We start from the raw sequence: 26,338 nt of genomic DNA, 5'->3' as shown, positions 1-26,338 counted from the left end.
ACCACAAGGCCAACCGCCTCCGGCCGGAATTCCCCCCACCCGAAATCCCCACCTGGTAAGGGGTTTTGTCTACGCGCGTTACCGGCCGATCGCCAGACAATCCCGGCCGCCCGGGTTCCGGAAGCCGGTGCCCGCTGCCCTAGACTCGAAGACGTGCCACGTGGTGACGGAAGACTCAACCACGATCTTCTTCCCGGTGAGAAAGGCCCCCAGGACGCTTGCGGCGTCTTCGGTGTCTGGGCTCCCGGCGAGGAGGTCGCCAAGCTCACGTTCTTCGGCCTTTACGCCCTGCAGCACCGCGGTCAGGAATCCGCGGGCATCGCAGTGAGCAACGGCTCCCAGATTCTCGTCTTCAAGGACATGGGGCTTGTCTCCCAGGTCTTCGACGAGGCCTCCCTGGGGTCGTTGCACGGGCATATCGCCGTCGGACACGCCCGCTACTCGACCACCGGGTCCTCGGTCTGGGAGAACGCCCAGCCGACCTTCCGCGCGACCGTGCACGGTTCGCTGGCCCTCGGGCACAACGGAAACCTGGTGAACACCGCCGAACTGGCGGAGATGGTCGCCGAACTGCCCGGTGAGGAGCACGTCTCCCGCTCCGGGCGGAGCGCCGCGACCAACGACACCGACCTGGTGACCGCGCTGCTCGCCGGCCACCCGGACCTCTCCATCGAGGAGACGGCCAAGGTCGTGCTGCCCAAGGTCAAGGGCGCGTTCTCGCTCGTCTTCATGGACGAGCACACCCTCTACGCCGCCCGCGACCCGCAGGGCATCCGCCCGCTGGTGCTCGGCCGGCTGGAGCGCGGCTGGGTGGTCGCCTCCGAGACGGCGGCGCTGGACATCTGCGGTGCCTCGTTCATCCGCGAGGTCGAGCCCGGCGAGCTGATCGCCGTCGACGAGAACGGGATGCGCAGCTCCCGCTTCGCCGAGGCGAAGCCCAAGGGCTGCGTGTTCGAGTACGTCTACCTGGCCCGCCCCGACACCAGCATCGCCGGGCGCAACGTGCACCTCTCCCGCGTGGAGATGGGCCGCCGCCTGGCGAAGGAGGCGCCCGCCGAGGCCGACCTGGTGATAGCGACGCCGGAGTCCGGCACCCCCGCCGCGATCGGCTACGCCGAGGCCAGCGGCATCCCGTACGGCTCCGGTCTGGTGAAGAACGCCTACGTGGGCCGCACCTTCATCCAGCCCAGCCAGACCATCCGTCAGCTCGGCATCCGGCTCAAGCTCAACCCGCTGCGCGAGGTCATCGCGGGCAAGCGCCTGGTGGTCGTCGACGACTCGATCGTCCGCGGCAACACCCAGCGCGCGCTGGTGCGGATGCTGCGCGAGGCCGGCGCCGCCGAGGTGCACATCCGGATCTCCTCGCCGCCGGTGAAGTGGCCGTGCTTCTTCGGCATCGACTTCGCCACCCGCGCGGAGCTGATCGCCAACGGGATGACCGTCGAGGAGATCGGCCGCACCCTCGGCGCGGACTCGCTCTCCTACATCTCGATCGACGGCATGATCGAGGCCACCAAGCAGCCCAAGGACAGGCTCTGCCGGGCCTGCTTCGACGGCGAGTACCCGATGGAGCTGCCGGACCCGGCACTGCTCGGCAAGCTCCTGCTGGAGGCCGAGATCAAGGGCAGCCAGCAGCCGCCGGCCGTGCGCGGCAAGCCGACCAGCGGCAGCGACCTGGACGGCGTCCAGTCGCTGCTCGGCGGGGCGGGCGCGGCCGACGCGCTGCGCCGCCCGTAACGAATCCACGGTGGGGTCCCGCGAAACGGGGCCCCACCGCTGTTCCAGCCCCCACCAGACCCGAGAGGGCCGCACCGTAGTGACCAGCAACCAGAACGGCGCCACCTACGCCGCAGCCGGCGTCGACATCGAGGCGGGCGACCGCGCCGTCGAGCTCATGAAGCAGTGGGTGAAGAAGGCGAACCGCCCCGAGGTGGTCGGCGGTCTCGGCGGCTTCGCCGGCCTCTTCGACGCGTCCGCCTTCAAGCGCTACGAGCGGCCGCTGCTGGCTTCGGCCACCGACGGCGTGGGGACCAAGGTGGCCATCGCGGCCGCCATGGACAAGCACGACACCATCGGCCACGACCTGGTCGGCATGGTCGTCGACGACCTGGTGGTGTGCGGCGCCGAGCCGCTGTTCATGACCGACTACATCTGCGTCGGCAAGGTCGTGCCGGAGCGGGTCGCCGCGATCGTCAAGGGCATCGCCGAAGGCTGCGCGCTGGCCGGCTGCGCCCTGGTCGGCGGCGAGACCGCCGAGCACCCGGGCCTGCTCGGCCCGGACGAGTACGACGTCGCGGGCGCCGGCACCGGCGTGGTCGAGGCGGACGCGCTGCTCGGCGCCGACCGCGTGCGGGCCGGCGACGTGGTGATCGCGATGGCGGCCTCGGGCCTGCACTCCAACGGCTACTCGCTGGTGCGCCACGTGCTGCTGAACGAGGCCGGCTGGAAGCTGGACCGCAAGGTCGAGGAGTTCGGCCGCACGCTCGGCGAGGAGCTGCTGGAGCCGACCCGGATCTACTCGCTGGACTGCCTGGCGCTCACCCGCGCCACCGAGATCCACGCCTTCTCGCACGTCACCGGCGGCGGCCTGGCGGCCAACCTGGCCCGGGTCGTCCCGGACGGCCTGCACGCCCGCCTGGACCGCGGCACCTGGACCCCGCTGCCGGTCTTCCAGACCGTCGCCCAGGTCGGCAAGGTGGCCACCCTGGAGATCGAGAAGACGCTCAACATGGGCGTCGGCATGGTCGCGGTCGTCCCGCCGTCCTCGGTGGACGCCGTGCTGGCGATCCTGGAGGACCGCGGCGTCGAGGCCTGGCTGCTCGGCGACATCGTCGAGCGCACCGGCGAGCACGAGGCCGGCGCGGCGCTCTACAACGCCTACGAGGGCTTCACCGCGGGCTGAGCCCGGCGGGACGACGGAAGGGCCCCTCCGGCGCACCGGAGGGGCCCTTCCGCGTCCTGCCACCCGGGGGCGGCGACCACCCGGTACGCCATCCGGTACGCGGAAACGCCGAAGACCGGCCTGGCGCGCTGGGCGCTGGGCCGGTCGGCGAAACTACTGGCTACGAGCGGCGAGAGGCCTGCGACGGCCCGGTGCCCGGCTCGGTGTCGTCCTCGTCGTCGAGGTCGGCATAGCGGGCGGCGTACTCGGCATACGGGTCGTCGTCCTCCTCCTCCTCGATCGGCTCCGGGTCGATCGGAGCGGTGGACGGCGATGCGCCCAGCTCGTTGGACAGACGGTTAGCGTCAAACCCGCCGCTGTTGTACTTCAGCTCGCGGGCGACCTTCGTCTGCTTGGCCTTGGCCCGGCCGCGCCCCATGGGTCGACCCCCTCAACGATGGGGCTCACGGCCCCGAGTCTGACACGTGTTCATGATCAGGAGCGGCCTGCCCGAATGGGAGGACCGTCCCTTGGAGCATTAACGGTACCTGTTTCCGCCGCTGGACGGTACGTCGTCGGTGTGACGTGGCGCGCACCGACCGCACCCGAGACCAGGTCTTCCCAGGTCAGGGGAGGTTTTGCGGCGGTTTGCGCGCTGTCCGGAGGTGTCTCAGGTCCGTCGTTCCAGGACCGATTATCCCCCCAAGGGGGACCTTGGATCACCCGATCGGGCGCAGAAGTGAGAATCCGGTTCCACATCGTGATGCGCGGGGGACGGCTGGGCCCCTCCCGCCCGGGGGCGGGTCACGGGGGTGCGGCCGCCCCCCGCGCGTCCGAGGTTCCGGGGGCGCCGGATCAGGCCCGGCGGGCGCCCGGCAGCAGGACCGTGCGCAGCGCGCTGATCTCGCGCATCCGCTTCTCGGCCAGGCGGTCGGCGGCGACCGCCGGCGGGACGCCGTCGGAGGCGGCCCGGGTGAAGATCTCCAGGGTGGTGTCGAAGATCCTGGTGGCCTTGTTCTTGGCCCGGTCGAAGTTGAAGCCCTCGATCTCGTCGGCGACCTGGATCACGCCGCCGGAGTTCACCAGGTAGTCCGGCGCGTAGAGGATGCCGCGGTCCGCGAGGTCCTTCTCGACGCCCGGGTGGGCCAGCTGGTTGTTGGCCGCGCCGCAGACGATCGTGGTGCCGGACTCGCCGAGCGCGGCCACCGTGTCGTCGGTCAGCGCGCCGCCCAGGGCGCAGGGGGCGTAGACGTCCAGCCGGGCCTGCAGCAGGGCGGCGGTGTCGGCGACGACCTCCACCTCCGGGTGGGCCGCGCGGACGCGGTTCACGGCGGTCTCGGAGACGTCGGTGATGACGACGGTGGCGCCGTCCGCGACGAGGTGGCCGACCAGGTAGTGGCCGACCTTGCCGACGCCCGCGACGCCGACCCGCTTGCCGCGCAGGGTCGGCTGGCCCCAGCGGGCCTGGGCGGTGGCGCGCATGCCCTGGAAGACGCCGAAGGCGGTCAGGATGGACGAGTCGCCGGCGCCGCCGTGCTCGGGCGAGCGGCCCGTCACGAACTGCGTCTCGCGCGCGATGACGTCCATGTCCTGCACGTAGGTGCCCACGTCGCAGGCGGTGATGTAGCGGCCGCGCAGGGACTCCACGAAGCGGCCGTAGGCACGGAGCATCGCCTCGTTCTTGTCCTTGTTGGGGTCGCCGATGATGACGGCCTTGCCGCCGCCGAGGTCGAGCCCGGCCAGCGCGTTCTTGTAGGACATGCCGCGGGACAGGTTGAGCGCGTCCTCCAGGGCCGCCTCCTCGGAGGCGTACGGGAAGAAGCGGGTGCCGCCGAGGGCCGGGCCCAGCGCGGTGGAGTGGATGGCGATGATCGCCTTGAGCCCGGAGCTGCGGTCGTGGCAGAGGACGACCTGCTCGTGGCCGTCGCCGGGGGCGCCGTCCTGCTCGGTGCGGAAGATCCTGCTGAGCACTCCGGGTGCGGGGTGCGTGGCGGATGTCTGTACGTCGGTCACTGTGGTGACTCCAGTATCGAAGGCCCGCCTGCTGTGGTGCGGGCGCCTAGGGCGAAGCGTAGTCGCGGGAGCGTCGCCGATCCGCCCTCTTGTCCGAGCTTGTCCCGGTGGTCCGAGGAGTGAGACGCAGGGGGGTGCGCGGTGCGGGCGCGAACGGTTCGGGGGCGCGCCCTCCCGGGGCCGGTCGGCGCGTGCGACCATGCAGGACGTGACCGTCGTGCGCACCTCGGTACTGCCGCCCTACGCCGCCCACCTGCGGGTCTACGAGCCGCTGGCCGCCTACCCGGAGTCCGAGCGGGTGCGCTGGCAGGCCTACGCGGCGGAGCACGGCCCGGACGCCGTCGAGGCGGCGCAGCCGGTGGCCGCGGCCGTCCTGGAGGAGCAGCGGGAGGCGCTGGCGGAGCTGGCCGCCCGGACGCCCCGGGCGCTGCCCGAGCGGGAGAGCGGGCGGGCCTACCTGCGGGTGGTGGACGGCGTGCTGTACGTCTGCCCGTGGGCGACCAGGCTGCGCAGCTGGCAGGCGCTGGAGGAGCTGCGGGCGGCCGCGCCGGTGGCGCTGCTGGACACCGCGGTGCCGCCGGTGGCCCGGGCGGCGGCGGAGGCGGACCGGGAGCGCTGGCGGGCCGGCCATCCGGACGCCCGGCCGTGGATCCTGACCAGCCGGTGGGAGGTGCCGGTGCGCTGGTTCCTGCCGTTCGGGGACGAGGACCGCTGTTTCGTGCCGGCGCAGGAGCCGGGCAAACCGGGGCGGGCGGCGGCGCTGTTCTACCTGGTGCCGATGGCGCAGGCGCGCCGCCGGACGGCCCGGGCCTTCCGGGCGCTGCGTGAAGAGGTGCCGGACGGGGAACTGGTCCGGGGGGCGGAGCAGATCGGGCGGTGGCTGGAGGAATTCCATCCGCGCTCGCTGGTGGAGCTGGACTACGGGGGGCTGGTGCATGTGCTGGGGCCGGAGCGGCTGTTGGCGGATCGTTCGGCGGGGGAGCTGGAGGAGGGGCTGCGCGCGCTGCGGGCGGGGGACACCGCGCAGGCGCTGCACGCGTACGGGGAACTGACGGCGCGCTGGCGCAGGGTGCTGGCGCTGCGGTATGCGAACTGACGTCCGACCACCCGTGTATGACTGTAAGAGTCCTATGGCCCGAGCTGGATGACCAAGGTCCCGGTTCGGGTCAATAGCTGTCGAACGTGACACTACTCACCGTTGACGCGAACTTACCCCTATGTGCAAAAATGGGACAACCAGCCCAACTTCACGCGGGCATGCCCACTTTTGGGTGGTTCTGGAGTCGATGCGTGCTTTGCGGGGAAACAGGGGGTCTGGTCCCCTCGTAACCAGGCGTCACGGCCGCGTGACTGCCCGTTATGGGGTGGTCCATCGCCATCCGTCGCTCTTGAACCCGTGAGGGGTCAATTTTGGCGGTTTGGTCGATAGGGCTGGACGGATGGTGTAGTTGTAGACACCAGGACAAGCCGTTCGTCCTATAACCGACTCGGCCCGTCTATGCCATTTCGGGCATCGCGGGCCAAGGTGCAGAATTTGAAGGATAGAACCGCCCTGGTTCGGTTCTCCCGAGGAGGCCGCTCATGACCGCTCGTACCCCTGATGCTGAGCCCCTGCTGACGCCGGCAGAGGTCGCCACCATGTTCCGCGTGGACCCGAAGACGGTCACTCGTTGGGCCAAGGCGGGCAAGCTGACGTCCATTCGCACGCTCGGCGGTCACCGCCGTTACCGCGAGGCGGAGGTGCGCGCTCTGCTGGCCGGGATTCCCGCTCAGCGCACTGAGGCCTGATAGGCCAAAGGCTCTTTAAAGGGGCCGCTTACCGGACTCCGCCGGGTCCGGTAAGCGGCCCCTTTGCCATGCCCGCCCGCCGTGCCCGGGTACTCGGCACAACGTACGGAATGCTGAACTCCGGATAACGATTTGATGCGCATGATGCGGGGGGGATTTACAGTTAATGGCTGTACAATTTTACATATTAAATTAGTGAGGTCTTGGTGAGGGTGGTGCGGGGGTGCTCTCGGGAAAAGATAAGTGACGACCGTCACACCGTCTGTCACTTGTGGTCTGGACCTGGTCCGGGATAAACACCGGACGCCAAAAGCGAGAGGCCCGGAACCTGACGGTTCCGGGCCTCTCGCACTGCGGCGATCCCGACGGGACTTGAACCCGCGACCTCCACCTTGACAGGGTGGCGAGCTAACCAACTGCTCCACGGGACCAGAGTTTCCTGATCTCGTTCACTCGCTTGCCGCGCTGCGAACAAGACAGACTGTAGCCCATGGTGGGCCCCCAGGTCGAACTGGCACCTGAGGGCCCCCGAGGAGCCGCCGCCCAGCTCAGAGCGTGGCCCTGGCAGCCTCCATCGCCTTGGTGATCCGCTTCTCCGACACCGGGCTCGGCGTGCCCAGCGACTGGGCGAAGAAGCTGACCCGCAACTCCTCGATCATCCAGCGGATCGCCAGCACCTCCGCGGACGGCTGCCGGCCGGCCGGCACCGCCGCCAGCAGCTCCCCGTACTCCCGCTGCACCTGCTGGACCTTCAGCAGCTGCTGGGCGTCCCGCTGCGGGTGGTTGGGCAGCGCCTCCAGCCGGCGGTCCACCGCCAGCAGGTAGCGCTTGAGGTCCGGCAGCCGCTGCCAGCCGGTGTCCGTGACGAAGCCCGGGTGCACCAGGGAGGCCAGGTGCAGCCGGACGTCGTTCACCGCGTTCAGCAGCACCGGGCTGCTCACCGACTTCAGCCGGGTCGAGGCCTTGTGGAAGGCGATCAGCGCGGTGGCCGTCTTCAACGTGGTGTCCGCGGACAGGTCGTACAGGTCCGCCCGCACCTTGTCGTGCAGCGTGCCGAAGGCCGCCTCGTCCCAGGCCGGTCCGCCGGCCAGGGTCATCAGCCGGTCCGTCGCACAGGCCACCACGTCCTCGAAGAGGGCGTTCACCGAGCCGTGCGGGTTGTGCGAGAGCGCCAGCTTCGCCTGGTTGCCCAGCCGGCCCTGGATCGACTTGGCCGGGGAGGTGGTGGTCAGCATCAGCAGCCGGCGGGTGCCCGCCCACATCGACTGCGTCTGCGCCTGCGGGGTGTCGAACAGCTTCACGCCGACCGACTCCCCCTCGTCCACCAGGGCCGGGTAGGCGCGCAGCGAATGGCCGCGCGAGCGCTGCTCGAAGGTGCGCTGGAGCACGGGCAGGCCGCCCGGCCAGGCGGTCAGCCCGCCCTGCTCGATGCCCTGGCCGGAGGCCGCCGAGGACAGCGTCTCCTTGAGCTTCGGCTTGAGCCGCAGCCGCAGCTCCTCCAGGTCCTTGGACTCGGCGAGCTTGCGGCGGCCGTCCACCACCCGGAAGGTCACCTTGAGGTGGTCCGGCACCCGCTCGTCGTCCCAGGCCTCCGGCGGCACGGTGATGGCCGTCAGGCGCTTGAGGGCGTGCTCCAGGGACGGCAGCAACGGCTCCTGGCGGTCCTTCACCGCGCGCAGCGCCGCCTTCGCGAAGTCCGGCGCCGGCACGAAGTTGCGCCGGATCGCCTTCGGCAGCGACTTGATGTACGCGGTGACCAGCTCCGTCCGCAGGCCCGGGATCTGCCAGTCGAAGCCCTCCGCGGTGACCTGGTTGAGCACCGGCAGCGGGATGTGGACGGTCACGCCGTCCGCGTCGCTGCCCGGTTCGAACTGGTAGGTCAGCTGGAAGCGCAGCTTGCCCTGCTGCCAGTGGTCCGGGTAGTCGGCCTCCGTGACGCCGTCCGCGGAGTCGTTGATCAGCATCGACTTCTCGAAGTTGAGCAGGTCCGGCTGCTCGTGCCGGGCCGTCTTCCACCAGGAGTCGAAGTGCCGGGTGGAGACCACGTCCTCCGGCAGCCGGGCGTCGTAGAACTCGAACAGGGTCTGGTCGTCGACCAGGATGTCCCGGCGCCGGGCCCGGTTCTCCAGCTCCTCGACCTCACCGAGCAGCTTGCGGTTCTCGGCGAAGAACCGGTGGTGGGTCTCCCAGTCGCCCTCGACCAGCGCGTTGCGGATGAACAGCTCGCGGCACAGCTCCGGGTCGATCCGCCCGTAGTTGACCTTGCGCTGGGCGACGACCGGCATCCCGTAGAGCGTCACCCGCTCGTACGCCAGGACGGCTCCGGCCTTCTTCTCCCAGTGCGGCTCGCTGTACGTCCGCTTGATCAGGTGGCCGGCCAGCGGCTCCACCCACTCCGGCTCGATCTTGGCGTTGATCCGCGCCCACAGCCGGGACGTCTCCACCAGCTCGGCCGACATCACCCAGCGCGGCGGCTTCTTGAACAGGCCCGAGCCCGGGAACACCGCGAACCGGGCGCCGCGCGCGCCGCCGTACTCGCGCTTCTCCACGTCGAACAGGCCGATGTGGGAGAGCAGGCCGGCCAGCAGCGACTGGTGGATCCGGTCGGCGTCCGGCTCGGCGTCCTCGTGCGGCTCCTCGATGGTGACGCCCAACTGCTTGGCGACCGTGCGCAGCTGGGTGTAGATGTCCTGCCACTCCCGTATCCGCAGGTAGTTGAGGAACTCCGCCTTGCACATCCGGCGGAAGGCCGAGGAGGACAGCTCGCGCTGCTGCTCCCGGACGTAGCGCCACATCGCCAGGTAGGACAGGAAGTCGGAGGTCTCCGAGTTGAACCGGCGGTGCCGCTCGTCGGCGGCCTGGCGCTTCTCGGCGGGGCGCTCGCGCGGGTCCTGGATGGACAGCGCGGCGGCGATCACCATCACGTCGCGCACGCAGCCGTTCTTGTCGGCCTCCAGCACCATCCGGGCCATCCGCGGGTCCACCGGGAGCTGGGCCAGTTGGCGGCCGAGCGCGGTGAGGCGCTTGCGCGGGTCCTTCTCGTCCGGGTCCAGCGCGCCCAGCTCGTGCAGCAGGTGCACGCCGTCCTTGATGTTGCGGGAGTCCGGCGGGTCCAGGAACGGGAAGGCGGCGATGTCGCCGAGGCCCGCCGCCGTCATCTGCAGGATCACCGAGGCCAGGTTGGTGCGCAGGATCTCGGCGTCGGTGAACTCGGGGCGGGAGAGGAAGTCCTCCTCCGAGTACAGCCGGATGCAGATGCCGTCGGAGGTGCGGCCGCAGCGGCCCTTGCGCTGGTTGGCGCTGGCCTGGCTGACCGCCTCGATCGGCAGCCGCTGCACCTTGGTGCGGTGGCTGTAGCGGGAGATCCGGGCGGTGCCCGGGTCGATCACGTACTTGATGCCGGGGACGGTGAGGCTGGTCTCGGCGACGTTGGTGGCGAGGACGATCCGGCGGCTGCCGGAGCGCTGGAACACCCGGTGCTGCTCGGCCGAGCTCAGCCGGGCGTACAGCGGCAGGACCTCGGTGGACTTGAGTTTCAGCTTGTCCAGGGCGTCGGCGGTGTCGCGGATCTCGCGCTCGCCGGAGAGGAAGACCAGGATGTCGCCCGGGCCCTCGGCCTGGAGCTCCTGGGCCGCTTCGCAGATCGCCTGGATCTGGTCCCGGTCGCGGTCGGCGTCCGTCGCGTCGTCGTCCTCGTCCAGGTCGTCGACGAGCGGGCGGTACCGGACCTCCACCGGGTAGGTGCGGCCGGAGACCTCGACGATCGGGGCGTCGTTGAAGTGCCGGGCGAAGCGCTGCGGGTCGATGGTCGCGGAGGTGATCACGACCTTGAGGTCCGGTCGGCGCGGGAGCAGCTGCTTGACGTAGCCGAGGATGAAGTCGATGTTGAGGCTGCGTTCGTGCGCCTCGTCGATGATCAGGGTGTCGTACTGGAGCAGTTCGCGGTCGGTCTGGATCTCCGCGAGCAGGATGCCGTCCGTCATCAGCTTGACCAGGGTGTCCTGGCCGACCTGGTCGGTGAACCGGACCTTCCAGCCGACCGCCTCGCCCAGCGGGGTGCGCAGCTCCTCCGCGACCCGCTCGGCGACCGTACGGGCGGCGATCCGGCGCGGCTGGGTGTGGCCGACCAGACCGCGCACGCCGCGACCCAGTTCCAGACAGATCTTCGGGATCTGGGTGGTCTTGCCGGAGCCGGTCTCACCCGCGACGATCACCACCTGGTGGTCCCGGATGGCCGCCAGGATCTCGTCCTTCTTCTGGCTGACCGGCAGCTCGGCGGGATAGCTGATCGGCGGGACGGCACCGCGGCGCTGCTCGACCAGCAGCTCGGCGCGGTCGATGTCGGCGGCGATCTGGGCGGCGACCTTCTGCCGGGCCTCGGGCTTGCGGACCCGACGGGCCCCCTCCAGTCGGCGCCCGATCCGCACCTGGTCGCGCAGGGTCAGCTCGGGCAGGCGGGCGGCCAGCTCACCGATACCGGGACCCTCGGCGGGTGCGGGGGCGGACTGGACTGCGGGAGAACTCACTGCGGGCATCCCTCTAGGTTCGCAAGGAGGTACGGCGGCGCGCACCTCGGTTTTCGAGCCTCTCCAGTGTCACAGCCACCGGCGGCCGAGCGCGAACGGCGGGTCCGGGTGCCGGCGACGTCGGGCCGGGCGGCTCCGGGCCGGGCCAGGCAACGGTTCGCGGCGGTTTCGGGCTCTGGGGGTTGAGGAGGTGCTCATGGGAGCCCAGAAGACCGCGAGGGACGAGGAGTTCCGCGCGTTCACCGGCAGCGCGTGGACGCGGCTGCTCAGGACGGCGTACCTGCTCGCGGGGGACAGGCACACCGCCGAGGACCTGGTCCAGCAGGCCCTGGAGCGGGCGTACGTCGCCTGGAGCCGGGTCCGGGCGGCCGACGACCCGCACGCCTACGTGCGCCGGATCCTGATCAACGAGCACGCCCGGCGGTTCCGCCGCCGAGCGGCCGAGGACCTGGTCACCGCCGTCCCCGACCGGGCCGCACCCGAGGGCCCCGACGGCTACGCGCGGCTGGACGAACGGGCGGCGCTGCTCACGGCCCTCGGCACGCTGCCGCCCCGGCAGCGGCAGGCCGTCGTGCTGCGGTACTGGGAGGACCTCACCGAGACCCAGACCGCCGCGGCGATGGGCTGCTCGGTCGGGACGGTGAAGAGCCAGGCGGCCAGGGGCCTGGCCAAGCTGCGGGAGGCCTCCTCACTCAACGGGCTGGCGAGCATCGGAGGCGGAAGATGAGCAACGAGGGCAACGTGGGCGGCGAGGGCGCCATGGGCAACGTGGGCGGTGCGGGCGGCGAGGGCACGGTCGGGGCGGGGGCCGGGGGCGCGGCCGGCGCCGAGGCCGCGGCGGCGCGGGTCCTGGGCGAGCTGGCCGGAAGCGTCGAGATCGGGGCCGTCCCGTACGACCGGCTGGTCGCCGGGGGGCGGCGCCGGCTGCGGCGCCGGCGGCTGCTGACCAGTGGGGCGGTGGCGGTGCTGGTCGCGGCGGCCGTCGTCGGGGGGACGGCGCTCGGCGGGCTCGGGCGGGGGCGGGGGCCGGGCAACGCGGCCGACGCGGGGGCGGTGGTGGCGGACGCCTCGACCGTCACCGCCGCGGAGGCTGCCGGGGCTGCCGCGGGCACCGCGGGCACCGCGGGCACCGCGGGCACCACCGCGACACCGACCGCTCCCGCGCGGGATCCGTTCACCCCGGTCCGGGTCGTGGTCGGCCACGGCACCACGAACGGCAGGCAGTGGCAGGCGTGGGCCGCGTTCTGGCCGGCGGCCGCCACCAAGGAGGACGCCCTCCGACAGGCCCGGCTGATCTGGGAGGACCGGCACACGGCCATCCCGCAACTGCCGGAGACCACCCGGGCGGACATCGACCGGAGCTGGCGCCCGGACGTGGACCTGGTGAACCTCTACGCCACCGTGGACGGGCAGCGCCAGGTCGACGACGCGATGCACGACACCCCCGCCCCGGGGGTGCCGGACGGGGCGATCATCGACCGGGCCACCTCCGGAGGAGGGACGATGCTCGGGTTCAAGGGCGGGGAGCTGGGCGCCTCACCGGTGGTGATCGCCGGGGTCCGGCCCCGGGTCGCGAAGATCGTGGTCACCTGGGACACCGGCGGCGTCAGCGAGTCGGCGCCGGTCGCCCTCGGGGACTCCCCGACGCGCTGGTACGCGATCGCCAGGAAGCCGGGCGCCCAGGCCCGCACGTTCACGTACTACGCGGCGGACGGCTCCGTGCTGGGCACCGACGCCAGCTGGTTCCGCTCCTACTGAACCCTCCCGGCGCCGTGCCGGCCTGACCGCCCTCGCCCCCACGATCACCCCCCGGCTGCTCGTGGTCGAGGGCGGCGGGGACCGGACTCCCGGCGCGAGCTGACGCGAGGGGGAGCCGCCCGAGATCAGCAGGGCAGCAGGTCGCCGGTGACCAGCTCGAAGCCGAAGGGCTCCGGAACGCGCATCGTCTCGCCGAACGCGATGTCCTCGCGCCGGTGGTACCGGGCGCCGTCCGGCCTGCTGAAGAGGGTGACGGTCTTCTCCCGCGCGTCGACCAGGAGGTACAGCGGGATCCCCATCAGCGGGTAGTCCCGCACCTTCCCGACCCAGTCGTTCTCGGGGTTGGAGGGCGAGACCAGCTCGACCGCGATCGCGGCCAGCTCGGCGGGCACCTGGTTGTCGGTGGTGGCCAGCGCGTCGTCCGGAAGGTACGTCAGGTCGGGATTGCGGCTCTTCCCGACGTTGGGCGAGATCAGATCGGTGTTCTCGCTCGGCAGCAGCCCGGCCGGGGTGTGGGCGTCGAACTGCCGGCGCACCACCAGCAGGTTGCGCTGGTGGATCCCCGAGGGGCTCACCGTCATGGTGATGGTGTCGCCGGAGAGCTCCACCTTGAAGCCGTCGGGCAGGCTCCTGCGGGCCGCTTCCAGGAGCTCGAAGTGTTCCGGGGTCATGAGTGCGACGCCTCCCGAACCGAATCCACCGGTGTCCGGCACCCAGCGTAGTCGGCGCCCGGCCCCAGGCCCCGGGCCCCAGGCCCGCGGAACGGCGGAAGCCCCGCAGCGAAATCTTGGGTTCCAACGGTCGTCGCAACACCCCAGTTCAAGGTGTGCGATGGACTTCGAGATCTGCGGGGGCCGGAAGCCGCAGGGGCCCAGGCGGCGACCCGGCAACTGGTGTCAGTGGCCCTCGGTCCAGAACTGCTGGAGTCGCGCGATCGCCTGGGCCTTGTTCAGCTCGGCGACCTGGTTCTCGGTGAGTCCGACACGGTTGATCAGCATGTGGACCAGATCTGCGGGAAGCGCCTCGCGTGGTGGCTCGGGCGCGCCTCGATCGGGAAGCGCGCCGTCCAGGACGCACGGCCAGAAGACATCCTCTGTCACATCCAGCTGGTCGCGGAGGACGTGCGCCCACATGCCCGCGCCGTACACGGTGCGGTCGACCGGATGCGACACCCGAGTACGCAGGATCCGCCCGTCGGGGAGCCCGAATTCGTAGGTGACGTGGTGGGTGCCGGTGCGGCCGCGCGCGTCACGTACGCGTTCCCAGCCTTCAACCTTGCAGAACTGCTCGTGCCGTTCGCGTGTCGGCTGGGGCCAGGTCACTTCGCGACTCCGAGCAGCCAATCACGGAGTTGTGCGTCGTCGCTGAGACCGATCAGCTGAACCAGGCCCCAGTTGTCGCGATGGTTCGGAGCGCTCAGCAGTCGGTCCTGCCAGTCCTCCGCATACTCGCGGAGCGCGTCGATCATCTCGTCGATGGCCTCGTCGAACGTGCCGCCGTCCGCTGCGACCGGCAGGCCGGGGAAGAACACCGACCAGCCACCGCCCTCGGCGACCACCTCGGCCTTGGAGGGGCACAACAGCGTGAGGGCGCGGCGTAGCCGCCCTGCGTCGACTACGGCCGCGTATCCGGTGTCCCGGCGAACGGTCGCGATCCGGCCTTGCCCCGCTGCGTCCAGCAGATCCTTCAGGTGCGCTCGGGCTTCGGTGTAGCTCTCGTAGTGGACTGCTGTCATGGGAAGCCTCCTCGTCCGAGAACCAGGGTCGCGCGGCCGGCGAAGTACGTCAAGTACGTCAAGTACTTGAGGTCATGCGGGAGGGCGGTGACCGTCCGCTGTGCCGTTGGCGTCGAACAACGCGAAAATGCCCCCGAAGCGAGCTGCTTCGGGGGCATAATGCCTGGTCATGCGTTGTGGCCAGGGTCGGGGTCGAACCGGCGACCTTCCGCTTTTCAGGCCAAGTCGAGGCGTCGGGATGCCCCAGTTTGGGGGATTCTGCCGTCCAGGGAAGGCCACTGTGGAGCGCCACCGTTCGAGCCGGTTGGCGTCAGTGTTGGCGTCATCCGGCACCGCCCATCTCCGCAGGGAACCCGAGCTTAAAAGCCCTGGTGGATTGGCTATCAAATGCCGAGAAGCGGCCTTCTCACTTACATTCATTGACAGGAAAGGGGTGAGGTCTACTACACTTGGCCGTAGCTGCCAGAGCATTGCTTCTGCAAGATGGGCCTCTGGCCTAGAAACAGTTGTGCCCCCGAGTCCGCCTGAACTGAGCGGGCGGACTCGGGGGTCACAACCAAGCATTGCCAAGGGCTGTATGCGGTGCAGTGACAGTTGTCCAAGGCTTACTCGACAGACCTTACCACAGACGAGTCACGGGGGAAAGGATGCGCGATGACGCAGGGTGAGCGTGGGGCGGATGAGCAGGGCCGGTTAATCGAGGCCATCTCTCCCGAGCGGTTTCAGCCTTTCCTGCACAAGTGCGGAGGCGACCGCACCCGTGCTCTGCGCCTGTACGCGTGGGACTCCGAAGTGGCCAGGGCCCTGCAGAGTCCCCTGCGTGACTTGGAAGTCAGCCTGCGGAACCGGCTCCACCGCCAGCTTGTAGGCCGTCATGGTCAGGAGGCCTGGTGGGATGTGCCGAAAGCCCGGCCCAACTACAAGGGCCAGGACATGTTGGAGAGCGCGCGAGAGACGCTGGAGAACAGGCGCCCGTACCGTCCGTTCGGTCCGTGCGACATCGTGGCGCAGCTTCCGTTCGGCTTCTGGGTCAGCCTTCTCGGGCGTGGTGGCGGTGACAACTACGAGATGAAGTACTGGAACTCCTCGCTGCGCCATCTGTTCCGTGCCCACTGCGGTGGTCGGGACGACTTGTACAAGAAGTTCCAGTTCATGCTCACCTTGCGGAACCGGATCGCCCACCACGAGTGCATCTTCCAGCGGCACCTCGAGCAGGACCTGGACACCGCGCTGACGCTGCTGCGGTACGTGTCCCCGGAGATGGCCGAACGGCATGAGAAGTACGGGCAGGTGCCCGAGGTGCTGGCGCGCAGGAGGGCGGTCCTGTCGGGTCAGGAGCCTATGCGGTTGTGACAGTCGCGAACATCGACGGCAAGGGCCGTCACGAGGAAGACGCCAGTTGGTGGGATGGGAGCGAGTGTGAGCACGCGGGCGCTGGGTGAAGCGGAGGGCGTCTCGCTGGTTTCCCTGGGCGAGATCAAGGAACTCGCTGAAGTTGGCCGGCCCACCGTCAGTAACTGGAGGCGCAGGTTCTCCAAGGACTCTCCTCAGTTGGGGGGCGACAGGCGCCCGCCGTTCCCGGATCCGGTGGGTGGCAGCGGCAGCAGGCCCCTTTTCGACGCGGAGGACGTGGCGGCCTGGCTGGATTTGCGGCTCATCCCGGACGCGGAGCCCGACGAAGACGGCTCCCTGCCGACCTACGGCGACCGGTTCCGACGCGGCCTGCGGCTACGTGGACTCGTTGCCCTGCGTCACGAACTGGGCTCGGCGGAGCGGCTCATCACCGACGCGCTGGCCGTATGCGCCATGGCAGGGCAAGGTGACGACCAGCGCGCGAAGGCCCTCTCGGACGAGTTGCTGACGGACGTGGAAACCGCCGACCCGCGTGTTGCGCGTGCGGTACGGCAGCTCATCGAGGAACTGGGCTCGCCGGGAGCCGCCGCTGACACGGTGCTGGGTCTGGCCGAGCGGCTGGAGTCGGACCTGATCACGGACATGACGCCGTCCCCGCTCGCGGAGCTGATTAGCAGACTGGCTGGCCCGCTGGACGTCGTGTCACCCGGCTCCGATCAACCCGCGGTGATCAATCTGTGCGCTGGCACCGGGGAGCTGCTGTTCGGCCTCGGCGACATCCGTGGGCACGAAGGCATCCTCGCGGTGGAGCCCGATCCGCTGCGCCGCAAACTCATCAGCTACCGGCTCCTCGCGCACCACTGCAGTGGCGTGAACGTCTGCGCGGACCCCGAGGAACTGGATACCTTGCGGCCGTCTGCGCAGCGGAACCCCGACCCGGGTCCGGAACGCCCCTCGGGTACCACGTCCGGCGACGTCGTCATCGCCGACCCGCCCTATGCCGCGGGCGAGCGGGAATTTGACGACAAGGGGCCGCTCAGCTGGGCCCTCGAAGCCGTGCGCCGACTGAACCCCGGCGGCCGGGGCTTGGTCGTCGTACCGTCCTGGACCTTGAGTCGACCGCGTGGCGCGACTCCCACACCGAACGCGCGGATGCGTGAGGAACTGCTGAGCCGGGACGTAGCCGCGGCGGTCATCCAGTTGCCGCGCCGTATTCACCGATTCCGCACAGGAGCGGAACACGCGCTGCTTGTGCTGCGCAACGAGGCAGCACCGGACAGCCGGGGCCGGGTACTGCTGGTCGACGCCGACCGGATCGCCCGCCGGGTCGGAGGCGCGTGGCCGGAGTACGTCGCGAAAGTGCTGGAGGACGGAAGGTCACCGACGGCTGAGGAGGCCAGGGACTTTCCCGTGTCGGCCACGCGCCCGAGGGGAGAAGCCCTTCTCGACGGCCGATCGGTCCTGCCGGCGCACCGGCTCGGCACGAAAGAACAGGGCCTTGACCACTTCGCCGCCACCCTGGACGCACGGCGCGAGGCCGCGACGGCTCTGCCCCAGCTCAAGGAGTGGATCGGCGATCTCGGTGTCGCCAGGCGGGTCCCCGGCAGCGAGGTGACACACCGCAGGGTCGGCGAGCATCTGCGGGCGGGCCAGCTCAGGCTGCTGGCCGGGCATCGGATCCGCGAGTCGGACATAGGGGACGCCGGTCTGATGGTCGTTGGCCGCGAGGAGATGCTCGGCACCCTGCCGCTCGGGCAGCGGCGGATCGCGTTGGAAGACCTGGCCGAGTACCCGCAGGCCCAGACCACCGAGCGCGGCGACGTCTTCCTGCTCACCGAGCACGGGGTACGCACGCTGGTGGACGATGCGGGCGGCTGTGTGCTGCTCGCACCCGTTCAAGGGCTGCGGATCCCGGCGTACCGGGAGTTCCTGGCCGGGAAAGTACTGCCAGAGGAGGTGTGGATGCGCCCGCACCCGCTCGCCCAACTGCTCGCAGCCCCGCGCAACCAGCATCGTGGCAGCGGCTCGCTGGTGCGCAGGGTGAGCGTGCGGGACATGGACCTGCCCGAGCTGGCCCCCGAGGAGGTCGCCGAACTGGAGGCCATCCTGAAGGAGACCGACCGACAGCGCGCCGACGTACGGCGGCAACTTGCGGCGCTGGACAACCTGGCCCTGCGGCTGGCGGCCGGCGTCGCCGACGGGGACCTGGCGCTGCGCCGCAGACCCGGCGGCGCCTGAGGCGGCGTCGGGCATAGCGACGAGAAACACGGCTGCGCCGGCCAACACGGCGTACGACGAAGAACACCACGATCAGGAAAGAAGTGAGGCACCCGTGCCGCCACGGAAGAAGAAGACGGCTGAACCCCAGGACATGAAGAAGGTGCTCTGGGCGGCGGCGGACAAGCTGCGCGGCAGTCTGGACGCCGCCGGGTACAAGCACTTCGTCCTGGGCCTGGTCTTCCTCAAGTACGTCTCCGCTGCCATGGCCGAGAAGCGGGCCCAGTTGGAGGCCGAGCTGCGCGAGGAGGGCGGCTGGAGCGAGGAGGACATCCTCGCCACCCTCGAAGAGCGCCGCGAGTACACCGGTTCCGGCATCTTCTACGTGCCGCCCGCCGCCCGTTGGGAGAGCGTGCTGGAGCGGGCGAGGGGCACGGTCGAGGGCGAGAGCGTCGGCGAGACCATCGACGCGGCCATGCGCGCCATCGAGAAGTTCAACCCGGCGCTGAACAGGACCCTGCCGAAGATCTACAACAGCGGCCAGGTGGACGAGGAACGCCTCGCCGGCCTGGTGAAGCTGCTGGACCGGCTGGTCTTCCAGGAGCAGCTGGGCGAGGACGGCAGGCGCAAGGGCGCACGGGACATCATGGGTGAGGTCTACGAGTACTTCCTCGCCGAGTTCGCCCTGAAGGAGGGCCGCAAGGGCGGTGAGTACTTCACCCCCGAGAGCGTGGTGAAGCTGCTGGTCGAGGTGCTGGAACCGAAGCAGGGCGAGCGGGTCTACGACCCGGCGTGCGGCTCGGGTGGCATGTTCGTCCAGGCGGAGAAGTTCATTGAGACGCACGGCGGCAACCCGCTGAACGTCGCCGTCTACGGCCAGGAACTCAACCAGACGACCTGGCAGTTGGCTCACATGAACCTGGCGATCCACGGGGTCGAAGCCAAGCTGGGCGACGAGCCGGCCGACACGTTCCGCAACGACCAGCACCCAGAGCTGAAGGCGGACGTGGTCATGGCTAACCCGCCCTTCAACATCTCCGACTGGGGCGGGGAACTGCTTGGCATGGACAAGCGGTGGGTGTACGGCACCCCGCCGGTCGGCAACGCGAACTACGCCTGGCTCCAGCACATGATCAGCAAGCTCGCCCCTGGCGGGCGGGCCGGTGTAGTCCTGGCGAACGGCTCAATGAGCAGCAAGCAGTCGGGCGAGGGCGACATTCGTCGCGCAATCGTTGAGGCCGACCTCGTGGCCTGCATGATCGCCCTGCCGGGCCAGTTGTTCCGATCCACTCAGATCCCGGCCTGCCTGTGGTTCCTGGCGGAGGGCAAGGGGAGGCACTCCGGCTGGTCGCCGGCGCGCAAGAGCGAGGTGCTGTTCATCGACGCGCGCGACTTCGGCGATATGGAAAACCGCACCCTGAGAAAGCTGACCGAGGCGGAGATCGTCCACCGGATCGGCGACACAGTGCGCGCGTGGCGGGGTGTGAAGGAGGCTGGTCCCTACGAGGACGTGCCCGGCTTCTGCGTGAGCGCTTCGCTGGACGCCATCGCTGAGCATGACTTCGTGCTGACGCCGGGGCGGTACGTGGGCGTCGCCGAGGCGGAGGCGGACCCTGACGCGGAGCCGGTAGAGGCGAAGATCGCTCGCCTGACGGCCCTACTGCGGGAGCAGTTCGCGGAGTCGGAGCGGTTGGCGAAGGTTGTGGATGAGCAGTTGGGGAGGGTGTGATGGGGGAGTGGCGGAAGCTAACCATCGGAGATGTGGCTGACGTTTATGACGGACCTCATGCCACGCCGAAAAAAACAGACAACGGCCCTTGGTTTCTGAGCATCTCCAGTTTGGCATCGGGGCGACTGATTCTCTCTGAGTCGGCTCACCTGTCTGAAGCTGACTTCGTGAAGTGGACCAAGCGGGTGGTGCCACACGAGGGTGACCTACTCTTCTCCTACGAGACTCGCCTCGGTGAGGCGGCCCTTATGCCTCCGGGGCTTCAGGCATGCCTCGGCCGGAGGATGGGGCTGCTGCGGCCTAAGCCTAATGCGGTGGACCCGCGATTCTTGCTATATCTGTATTTGGGTCCGGAGTTCCAGAGGACCATCGCTGAGCGAGCGATTCATGGTGCGACGGTGGATCGCATCCCGCTAGTCGAGTTTTCACGGTGGCCCGTCAGTATCCCCGAGCTCACCGAGCAGCGAGCCATTTCGGAAGTTCTCGGTACACTGGATGACAAGATCGCGCTCAACGAGCGGATGCGTGAGACGACTCTGGGCCTTGCTAGCGCCTGCTACGAGGGTGCCAATATCGGCGGTGAGTCGGAGCTCATCGGTGACCTTGCTGAACTCTTCGACGGCCCGCACGCCACTCCGCAGAAGACCGAGACCGGCCCCTGGTTCCTCAGCATCAGCAGCCTGAAGAACGGATTTCTCGACCTTGCCGAGTCGGCGCACCTCTCCGAAGAGGACTTCCCCCGCTGGACCCGACGCGTGCAACCACAGGCCGAGGACGTTCTCTTCTCCTACGAGACCCGGCTCGGTGATGCCGCACTGATGCCGCCCGGTGTACGAGGGAGCTTGGGGCGGCGGATGGCGTTGCTGCGCAGCAAGTCCACGTCCGTCAGTGGTGCGCTGCTGCTGCATGCGTATCTCAGCCCTGCGTTCCAGGATGAGATCAGGCGTAGAACCGTCCATGGAGCCACCGTGGATCGGCTGCCGCTCAAGGAGATGCCTGGTTGGCGAATCCCGTTGCCCGCCCAAGGAGAGCGAGAGCGATTGTCTGCGAAGCTCGACGCACTGCACGCCTCGGTGACGCAAACCGCGAAGGAAAATCGTACCCTAATCGACCTCCGCGACACCCTCCTCCCGCAGCTGCTCTCTGGAAAGCTCCGCGTCAAGGACGTTGTCCGTACCGTCGAGGAGGTCGCATGACCGCAGGTGCCGAGCCGCCGCTCAGTAATCCCCCCATAGACAGGCTCACCGAGAAGGAGTTGGAGTCGCACACGCTCGAGCTGCTCGCCCAGTACGGGTGGCAGCACATTTCGGGGCCGGAGCTCGGTCCCGCCTACGGCGTGCGGGCGGACTGGGACGATCTGATCCTCCGGCCCCGCCTGCTCAAGGCGATCCGCAACCGCTATCCGCGCCTGCCCGAGTACGTCGCCGACGACGCCGTCAACGAGCTGTTGCGCTGGCACACCCGGAACGACCTCCGCGAGAACCACCGGTTCTACGAGCGCCTGACCGGCGGTGTGCGCGTCCCGTACGACGACCCCGCCACCGGCGAGAAGCGCCACGCCACCATCCGCCCGGTCGACTTCGCCGACCCGCACGGTAACGACCTGGTGGCCGCCTCCCAAGTGCGGGTGCGCAGCACCAAGAACCGCACCTTCGTCTTCGACATCGTCCTGTACGTCAACGGCCTGCCCCTCGCCGTCGTAGAGCTGAAGAAGGCGGACAGCAACGACAGCGCCCGTACCGCATACGACCAGCTCCAGGGCTACCGGCGTGAGCTGAAGGAGACCGGCACCTTCCACACGCTCCTCGTCACCCTCGTCTCCGATGGCATCACCGCCCGCATGGGCACCCCGTTCACGCCCTGGCAGCACATGGCCCCTTGGCATGCGGACGAGCACGACGTGATGCTTCGCAAGGACGAGCGCCAGGACGGCCGTGCCCTGGAGCGGATGGTCTACGGTGCGTTCGAGCCCACCCGCTTCCTGAATTTGATCGCGAACTTCCTGTCCTACTCCGCCCCGGAGTCCGGTGCGGTCGACACGGTCAAGCTCGCCAAGGCCCACCAGTACATCGCCGTCAACGCCGCAGTGCGGGCCACCGAGTCCGCTGTGGCCACCGACGGGCGGGCAGGCGTCGTCTGGCACACGCAGGGCGCCGGCAAGAGCGAGGAGATGCTGTTCTACGTCGGCAAGGCGGCCCGCACCCCCGAGCTGTCCAACCCGACCTTCGTTCTTCTCACCGACCGCATCGACCTGGACACCCAGCTCTACGAAACCTTCGCCACCAGCCGCACCCTGGAGAAGATCACCGGGGCTCCGGAGAAGGCCGCGGACGCGGGCCAGTTGCGGCAACTGCTCCAGCGGCAGGAAGGCGGCGGCGGAGTCGTCTTCACCACGTTGCAGAAGTTCCGCCTCACTGAGGAGGAGCGGGCAGCCGGGGTCCGACATCCGCTGATCTCCCCGCGCCGCGACGTGATCGTCGTCGTAGACGAGGCGCACCGCAGTCACTACGACTTCATCGACGGCTACGCCCGCAACCTGCGCGACGCTCTCCCCAACGCCACCTTCATCGCGTTCACCGGCACACCCATCGAGAACCGCGTCGGCAGCACTCGGGGTGTCTTCGGCGAGGACATCCACACCTATGACCTCACCCAGGCCGTGGACGACGGGGCGACCGTCCCCGTTTTCTACGAGCCGCACCTGGTCAGGGTGGACCTGCCCGCCGACGTCGACCTCGACGACCTGGACGCCCGCGCTGAGGGGTTGATAGAGGGGCTGTCGGAGGAGGAGAAGCGCAAGGCCCGTCGGGAGTTTGGGAAGTACGAGAACCTGATTGGCGCACCGGAGCGCATCAGGGAACTCGCCGGAGAGCTGCTCGACCATTGGGACGCGCGCAGCAGCGAGATGGTCAAGCTCACCGGTTACCGGGGCAAGGGGATGATCGTCTGCGCGTCTCGTGTCATCGCCGCCCGCCTCTTCGAGGAAATCATCCGCCGCCGACCCGACTGGGCGGGCGAGCGCGACCCGAAAACCCAGCTGCTGACGGACAACACCGGCCGGATCAGGGTGGTGTTCACCGGCAACCCGGCCAAGGACGACGAGGAGGTTGTCGACTACGTCCGCACCCCCACCCAGCTCAAGAAGATCCAGGAGCGGGTGACCGACACGGACGACGAACTGCAACTCGTCATTGTTCAGTCCCTGTGGCTGACCGGCTTCGACGCTCCGCCGCTGCACACCCTCTACCTCGACAAGCGCATGCGAGGCGCGGCGCTCATGCAGGCCATCGCCCGCGTGAACCGCACCTGGCCCGGCAAGCCGTCCGGCCTGGTCGTCGACTTCCAGGGTGTGATCCGTGAGATCAAGGAAGCCCTGGCCGAGTACTCCGAGCAGGACCAGAAGCACCCGATGCTCGGCGCGGACCTCGATGGTGCCGTCAAGCTTGTACGGGAGAGTCACCAGCACGTCGACGCGCTCCTCGCCGACTGCGCCTGGCGGAGCATCCGGGACGCGGGCGGGCCCGGCGCCTACCGGGAAGCCCTGACCGAGACGTTGGAGTTCCTGATCACGCCGGAACCAGGGCTGGAACCCGGCAAGGCCACTCGTAGGCAGCGGTTCATGCACTACGCCAAGCTGCTGCAGCACGCGTTCTCCCTTTGCCCGACCGACCGGCGGGTGCAGGACCTGCTCCCCGACATCCGCTTCTTCGAGGCTGTACGCACCTCGCGCGAGAAGTACGCCATGGACGAGAGGGAGGAGCAGGGCCTCGCCACGGCCGCCGACGTACGCCTGCTGATCGCCCAGTTCAACGAGTCCGTCGTTGCCACCGACGGCGTGGTGGACATTTACGACGCGGCTGGTCTGACCAAGCCCGACCTGTCCCACCTGGACGACCGGGTGCTGCGGGACCTGCAGAACAGCAAGCACCCCAACCTCGTCATCGCGGCACTGCGACGCGCACTGATAAAGGAGATTAAGGACGCCCACCCGAACAACATCACCCGTCAATACACCTTCACCGAGAAGATGAAGCGTGCCATGAACCAGTACACCAACGGCCTGCTCACGGCCGCCGAGTTCATGAAGTTCCTGGTGGATCTGGCGCGGGAGGTGTCGGCCGACCGGGGCAGGGCGAAGAAGCTCGGCCTGGCCGAGGACGAGCTTGCCTTCTACGACGCGCTCGCGGCCGACCAGTCGGTGGTTGAGGAGATGAAGGACACGACCCTCGCCAAGATCGCCCACGAGCTTTACGAGCAGATCCGGAAGGACGTCACAGTCGACTGGAAGATGAAGGAGCAGGCCCGGGACCGGATCATGGCCCGAGTGCTCCGTCTGCTGCGCAAGCATGGATATCCGCCGGGTAAGCAGCCTGCGGCGATTGAGCGCGTGCTGAAGCAGGCGGAGGAGATGGCGGAGGTCCTGGCCTGAATCGTACCTACCCTCTTGCTATCGCTCTTTCTCTTCGTCCGGATGTCATCTCAGCAGCGCCACGACTGGGTGGTTTGGGCAAGCTGTCACCCAGTCGGTGCAGTTGTCCCAACTGGCATACGAGGCGCACCATGGAAGACCTGTCGGGCGTGCCACTCGCGATGCCGTTCGGCGACAGATGGAACGCCCAACTGCGGCCCTATCACCGGCTGCCCTGCCAGCGCGAGCACGTGCTGCCGGCTCGCCTCGCTGCGGCCGACGAAGCGCTGTGAGACGAGGATGCGGTGGCCCTCGCCCAGGCCCAGGATGCCCTTGTCGAAGAGTTTGTGGTGCAACGAGCAGAGGCACAGGCCGTTGTCGACCTCGTCCGGGCCGTCGTAGGACCACCACCGCACATGCGCGGCCTCCAGCCCGACACTGCTCGCGCCGAGCATCCCGGCGTAGCCGCAGAAGGCGCACTGGAACTCGTACGCCGTCAGGACCAGCTCACGCATCCGACGGTCCCGCTGCCGGCGTGCAGCGGTCTCCGCTTCACCCAGCAGGCCGGCCACGGGCGCGGTCTCGGCCAGTTCCAGGTCGAGGCCGACGGCCTCGCAGAGATCGGTGTGCAGCGAAGGCGGGAAGTTGACGTCCAGCAGTACTCTGGCGAGCCGCCCCAGCAGCGAAGGTTCCCTGGTGAGCGCTGTCCGCAACTCCGGAACGAGCCCGCCGGTGGCGCCACTGGACCGGAGAAGCCGGATACCGGTTCCTGGGCTTCCCGGCCCGTGGTCGGTCCGGACCTCCCACACTCCGTCATTGACCAGGCAGTGGAAGGGGTATGCGGGCGTCGTGGGATTCGGCGGCCCATATTCGACCAACAGCCGCTTCAGCTCCTCCTCGACCACGCTGTAGCGCAGTTCGCTGTGGGTGTCCTGCTGGAAGCTGCCGAGGGCGTACAGCAGCAACAGCGGCTTATGCGGAGCGCGAACCTCGTTGTTTGTCCACTGTCGCAGCTTCGCCACCCGATCGAGCCAGTCCATGACCGTCAGCGTAGTTCGTGGCACCGACGCCAACTACGCCCTGGCGTCCAGCGCCTGCACTCAACAAGGGTGATCGGTAGCCGAGTCCAACCGTCCAGGTTCGAAGTGTCCGGGCACCTGAGTCAGCAGCGAGGCACCCCGTTCTCCAAGTAGGAGGTTGCCGCCGGGGATCGTGCGACAATCGCGGCGTGGACCCGCCGGGCCAGACGAGGGATGAGGAGCTCGTCGATCTGGTCAGCGGTGTGGAAGGCGTAGTCGCCGATCTCCACTCCGTCCAGGTTGATCTGAGCTCGCTCTTCTGCGGAGAGGATGCCCCCGTCGAAGACGAAGAGCAGCTTGTCGCCCTCGGTCGGGTGGGGCGCCCAGTCCGCGACGAGGAGGCGGCCGATGGGCGGGGTGATACCGAGCTCCTCCTTGACCTCCCGGGCCGCGCCCTCACTCGGGGTCTCGCCGGGCTGGAGGTAGCCGCCCGGGATCTCCCAGCCAGGCTTGTACGTGGGCTTCACCAGGAGCACGCGGTCGGCTTCGTCGAAGAACAGCACGCCGGCGGCGGTGCGAGGCTGGGCAACGGCCTCGGGGGCCTCGGAGTCGCTCACGGCCATGACTGTAGCCGCCGGCGCCGGACTACCCCACGATGCGCAGGCACTGGGCGACGACCGCCAGCTGGTGGCTCGGCTTGCCACGCTGCTGCCGGACCCAGGTGGTCACCAAGTGCCGTGGGATGAAGCGGTCGGTTGTCCAGCAGCCGCCCCTCCCGAAGGCGGCCGACGTAGTCCGACTGGCTCTCCGAGCCGCTGCCGGAATTTTGTCCTCTGCTTGCCACAGCCAGCAGCCCTTTCTCACGTAAGCGACGACCCGTCAGGTTGGACGTCGAACCTCCCAGCCTGTGA

Annotated in this window: 19 protein-coding genes and 1 tRNA gene; 11 read left to right on the top strand and 9 right to left on the bottom strand. The window is 69.1% G+C overall.

Translation table 11 applies throughout. From position 1 onward, the window contains the following. The first annotated feature begins 153 nt into the window (after positions 1-153). A complete protein-coding gene (gene purF, locus ACFWPI_RS09030; protein WP_063348340.1) occupies positions 154-1,737 on the top strand; it encodes an amidophosphoribosyltransferase in 1,584 nt (527 codons plus the stop codon). A gap of 79 nt (positions 1,738-1,816) precedes the next feature. Beyond that, positions 1,817-2,902, top strand: coding sequence for a phosphoribosylformylglycinamidine cyclo-ligase (gene purM, locus ACFWPI_RS09025; RefSeq protein ID WP_063348339.1), 1,086 nt, complete (start codon positions 1,817-1,819; stop codon positions 2,900-2,902). 160 nt (positions 2,903-3,062) lie between these two features. On the opposite strand, the gene ACFWPI_RS09020 is transcribed toward purM, so the two are convergent. Both ACFWPI_RS09020 and ACFWPI_RS09015 read right to left on the bottom strand, forming a co-directional pair. Then, entirely contained in the window at positions 3,063-3,320 is a 258-nt protein-coding gene (locus ACFWPI_RS09020; RefSeq protein WP_063348338.1) for a DUF3073 domain-containing protein, read from the bottom strand. A 416-nt stretch (positions 3,321-3,736) separates the two neighbouring features. Further along, on the bottom strand, positions 3,737-4,894 hold the full coding sequence (locus ACFWPI_RS09015; protein ID WP_063348337.1) for a Glu/Leu/Phe/Val dehydrogenase dimerization domain-containing protein: 1,158 nt from the start codon (positions 4,892-4,894) through the stop codon (positions 3,737-3,739). Positions 4,895-5,093: 199 nt separating this feature from the next. Between ACFWPI_RS09015 and ACFWPI_RS09010 the strand changes: the two genes are divergently transcribed. Then, positions 5,094-5,990 carry a hypothetical protein gene (locus ACFWPI_RS09010; protein WP_380335442.1) on the top strand — a complete coding sequence of 299 codons (897 nt, stop codon included), beginning with the start codon at positions 5,094-5,096 and terminating at the stop codon, positions 5,988-5,990. 485 nt (positions 5,991-6,475) lie between these two features. Next, positions 6,476-6,682, top strand: coding sequence for a developmental transcriptional regulator BldC (bldC, locus tag ACFWPI_RS09005; protein WP_014137253.1), 207 nt, complete (start codon positions 6,476-6,478; stop codon positions 6,680-6,682). A gap of 357 nt (positions 6,683-7,039) precedes the next feature. Here the strand turns inward: bldC and ACFWPI_RS09000 are convergent. Both ACFWPI_RS09000 and hrpA read right to left on the bottom strand, forming a co-directional pair. After that, positions 7,040-7,113, bottom strand: a tRNA-Asp gene (locus ACFWPI_RS09000). A 117-nt stretch (positions 7,114-7,230) separates the two neighbouring features. Beyond that, positions 7,231-11,217 carry an ATP-dependent RNA helicase HrpA gene (gene hrpA, locus ACFWPI_RS08995; RefSeq protein WP_380373552.1) on the bottom strand — a complete coding sequence of 1,329 codons (3,987 nt, stop codon included), beginning with the start codon at positions 11,215-11,217 and terminating at the stop codon, positions 7,231-7,233. 187 nt (positions 11,218-11,404) lie between these two features. On the opposite strand from hrpA, the gene ACFWPI_RS08990 reads away from it, so the two are divergent. Then, the gene (locus tag ACFWPI_RS08990) at positions 11,405-11,935 is read left to right on the top strand and encodes a SigE family RNA polymerase sigma factor (protein ID WP_063348334.1); all 531 of its coding nucleotides are present in this window, start codon (positions 11,405-11,407) and stop codon (positions 11,933-11,935) included. After that, the gene (locus ACFWPI_RS08985; RefSeq protein WP_380373555.1) at positions 11,932-12,966 is read left to right on the top strand and encodes a hypothetical protein; all 1,035 of its coding nucleotides are present in this window, start codon (positions 11,932-11,934) and stop codon (positions 12,964-12,966) included. The genes ACFWPI_RS08990 and ACFWPI_RS08985 overlap by 4 nt, the downstream gene beginning before the upstream one ends. Before the next feature lie 125 nt (positions 12,967-13,091). On the opposite strand, the gene ACFWPI_RS08980 is transcribed toward ACFWPI_RS08985, so the two are convergent. The 3 genes from ACFWPI_RS08980 to ACFWPI_RS08970 form a co-directional block, all read right to left on the bottom strand. Next, positions 13,092-13,637, bottom strand: a complete 546-nt coding sequence (locus ACFWPI_RS08980) for a Uma2 family endonuclease (RefSeq protein WP_380373558.1) — start codon at positions 13,635-13,637, stop codon at positions 13,092-13,094. 225 nt (positions 13,638-13,862) lie between these two features. After that, the gene (locus ACFWPI_RS08975; RefSeq protein WP_380373560.1) at positions 13,863-14,288 is read right to left on the bottom strand and encodes a cytotoxic translational repressor of toxin-antitoxin stability system; all 426 of its coding nucleotides are present in this window, start codon (positions 14,286-14,288) and stop codon (positions 13,863-13,865) included. Next, positions 14,285-14,701, bottom strand: coding sequence for a prevent-host-death protein (locus ACFWPI_RS08970; RefSeq protein WP_363376862.1), 417 nt, complete (start codon positions 14,699-14,701; stop codon positions 14,285-14,287). Before ACFWPI_RS08970 ends, ACFWPI_RS08975 begins: the two co-directional genes overlap by 4 nt. A 654-nt stretch (positions 14,702-15,355) precedes the next feature. Between ACFWPI_RS08970 and ACFWPI_RS08965 the strand changes: the two genes are divergently transcribed. From ACFWPI_RS08965 to ACFWPI_RS08945, 5 genes are all read left to right on the top strand, one after another. Continuing rightward, positions 15,356-16,054 (top strand): Abi family protein, encoded by a 699-nt coding sequence (locus tag ACFWPI_RS08965; RefSeq protein WP_279092409.1) that lies wholly within the window; start codon positions 15,356-15,358, stop codon positions 16,052-16,054. A gap of 66 nt (positions 16,055-16,120) precedes the next feature. Beyond that, positions 16,121-18,292: an N-6 DNA methylase gene (locus tag ACFWPI_RS08960; RefSeq protein ID WP_380373564.1), complete on the top strand. Its 2,172-nt coding sequence runs from the start codon at positions 16,121-16,123 to the stop codon at positions 18,290-18,292. Between the two features lie 94 nt (positions 18,293-18,386). Continuing rightward, on the top strand, positions 18,387-20,000 hold the full coding sequence (locus ACFWPI_RS08955) for a type I restriction-modification system subunit M (protein WP_380373567.1): 1,614 nt from the start codon (positions 18,387-18,389) through the stop codon (positions 19,998-20,000). Next, positions 20,000-21,196 carry a restriction endonuclease subunit S gene (locus ACFWPI_RS08950; protein ID WP_380373569.1) on the top strand — a complete coding sequence of 399 codons (1,197 nt, stop codon included), beginning with the start codon at positions 20,000-20,002 and terminating at the stop codon, positions 21,194-21,196. The genes ACFWPI_RS08955 and ACFWPI_RS08950 overlap by 1 nt, the downstream gene beginning before the upstream one ends. Then, positions 21,193-24,429: a type I restriction endonuclease subunit R gene (locus ACFWPI_RS08945; protein ID WP_380373573.1), complete on the top strand. Its 3,237-nt coding sequence runs from the start codon at positions 21,193-21,195 to the stop codon at positions 24,427-24,429. The genes ACFWPI_RS08950 and ACFWPI_RS08945 overlap by 4 nt, the downstream gene beginning before the upstream one ends. Before the next feature lie 86 nt (positions 24,430-24,515). Here the strand turns inward: ACFWPI_RS08945 and ACFWPI_RS08940 are convergent, their stop codons facing one another. Beyond that, positions 24,516-25,448: a phosphorothioated DNA-binding restriction endonuclease gene (locus ACFWPI_RS08940; protein WP_380373576.1), complete on the bottom strand. Its 933-nt coding sequence runs from the start codon at positions 25,446-25,448 to the stop codon at positions 24,516-24,518. A 122-nt stretch (positions 25,449-25,570) separates the two neighbouring features. Further along, positions 25,571-26,044, bottom strand: coding sequence for an NUDIX domain-containing protein (locus tag ACFWPI_RS08935; protein ID WP_380373579.1), 474 nt, complete (start codon positions 26,042-26,044; stop codon positions 25,571-25,573). Between the last annotated feature and the right edge of the window lie 294 nt (positions 26,045-26,338).

The sequence above is a fragment of the Kitasatospora sp. NPDC058492 genome, from assembly GCF_042720685.1.
GTDB lineage: Bacteria > Actinomycetota > Actinomycetes > Streptomycetales > Streptomycetaceae > Kitasatospora.
This window is presented reverse-complemented; position numbering and strand designations above follow the sequence as displayed.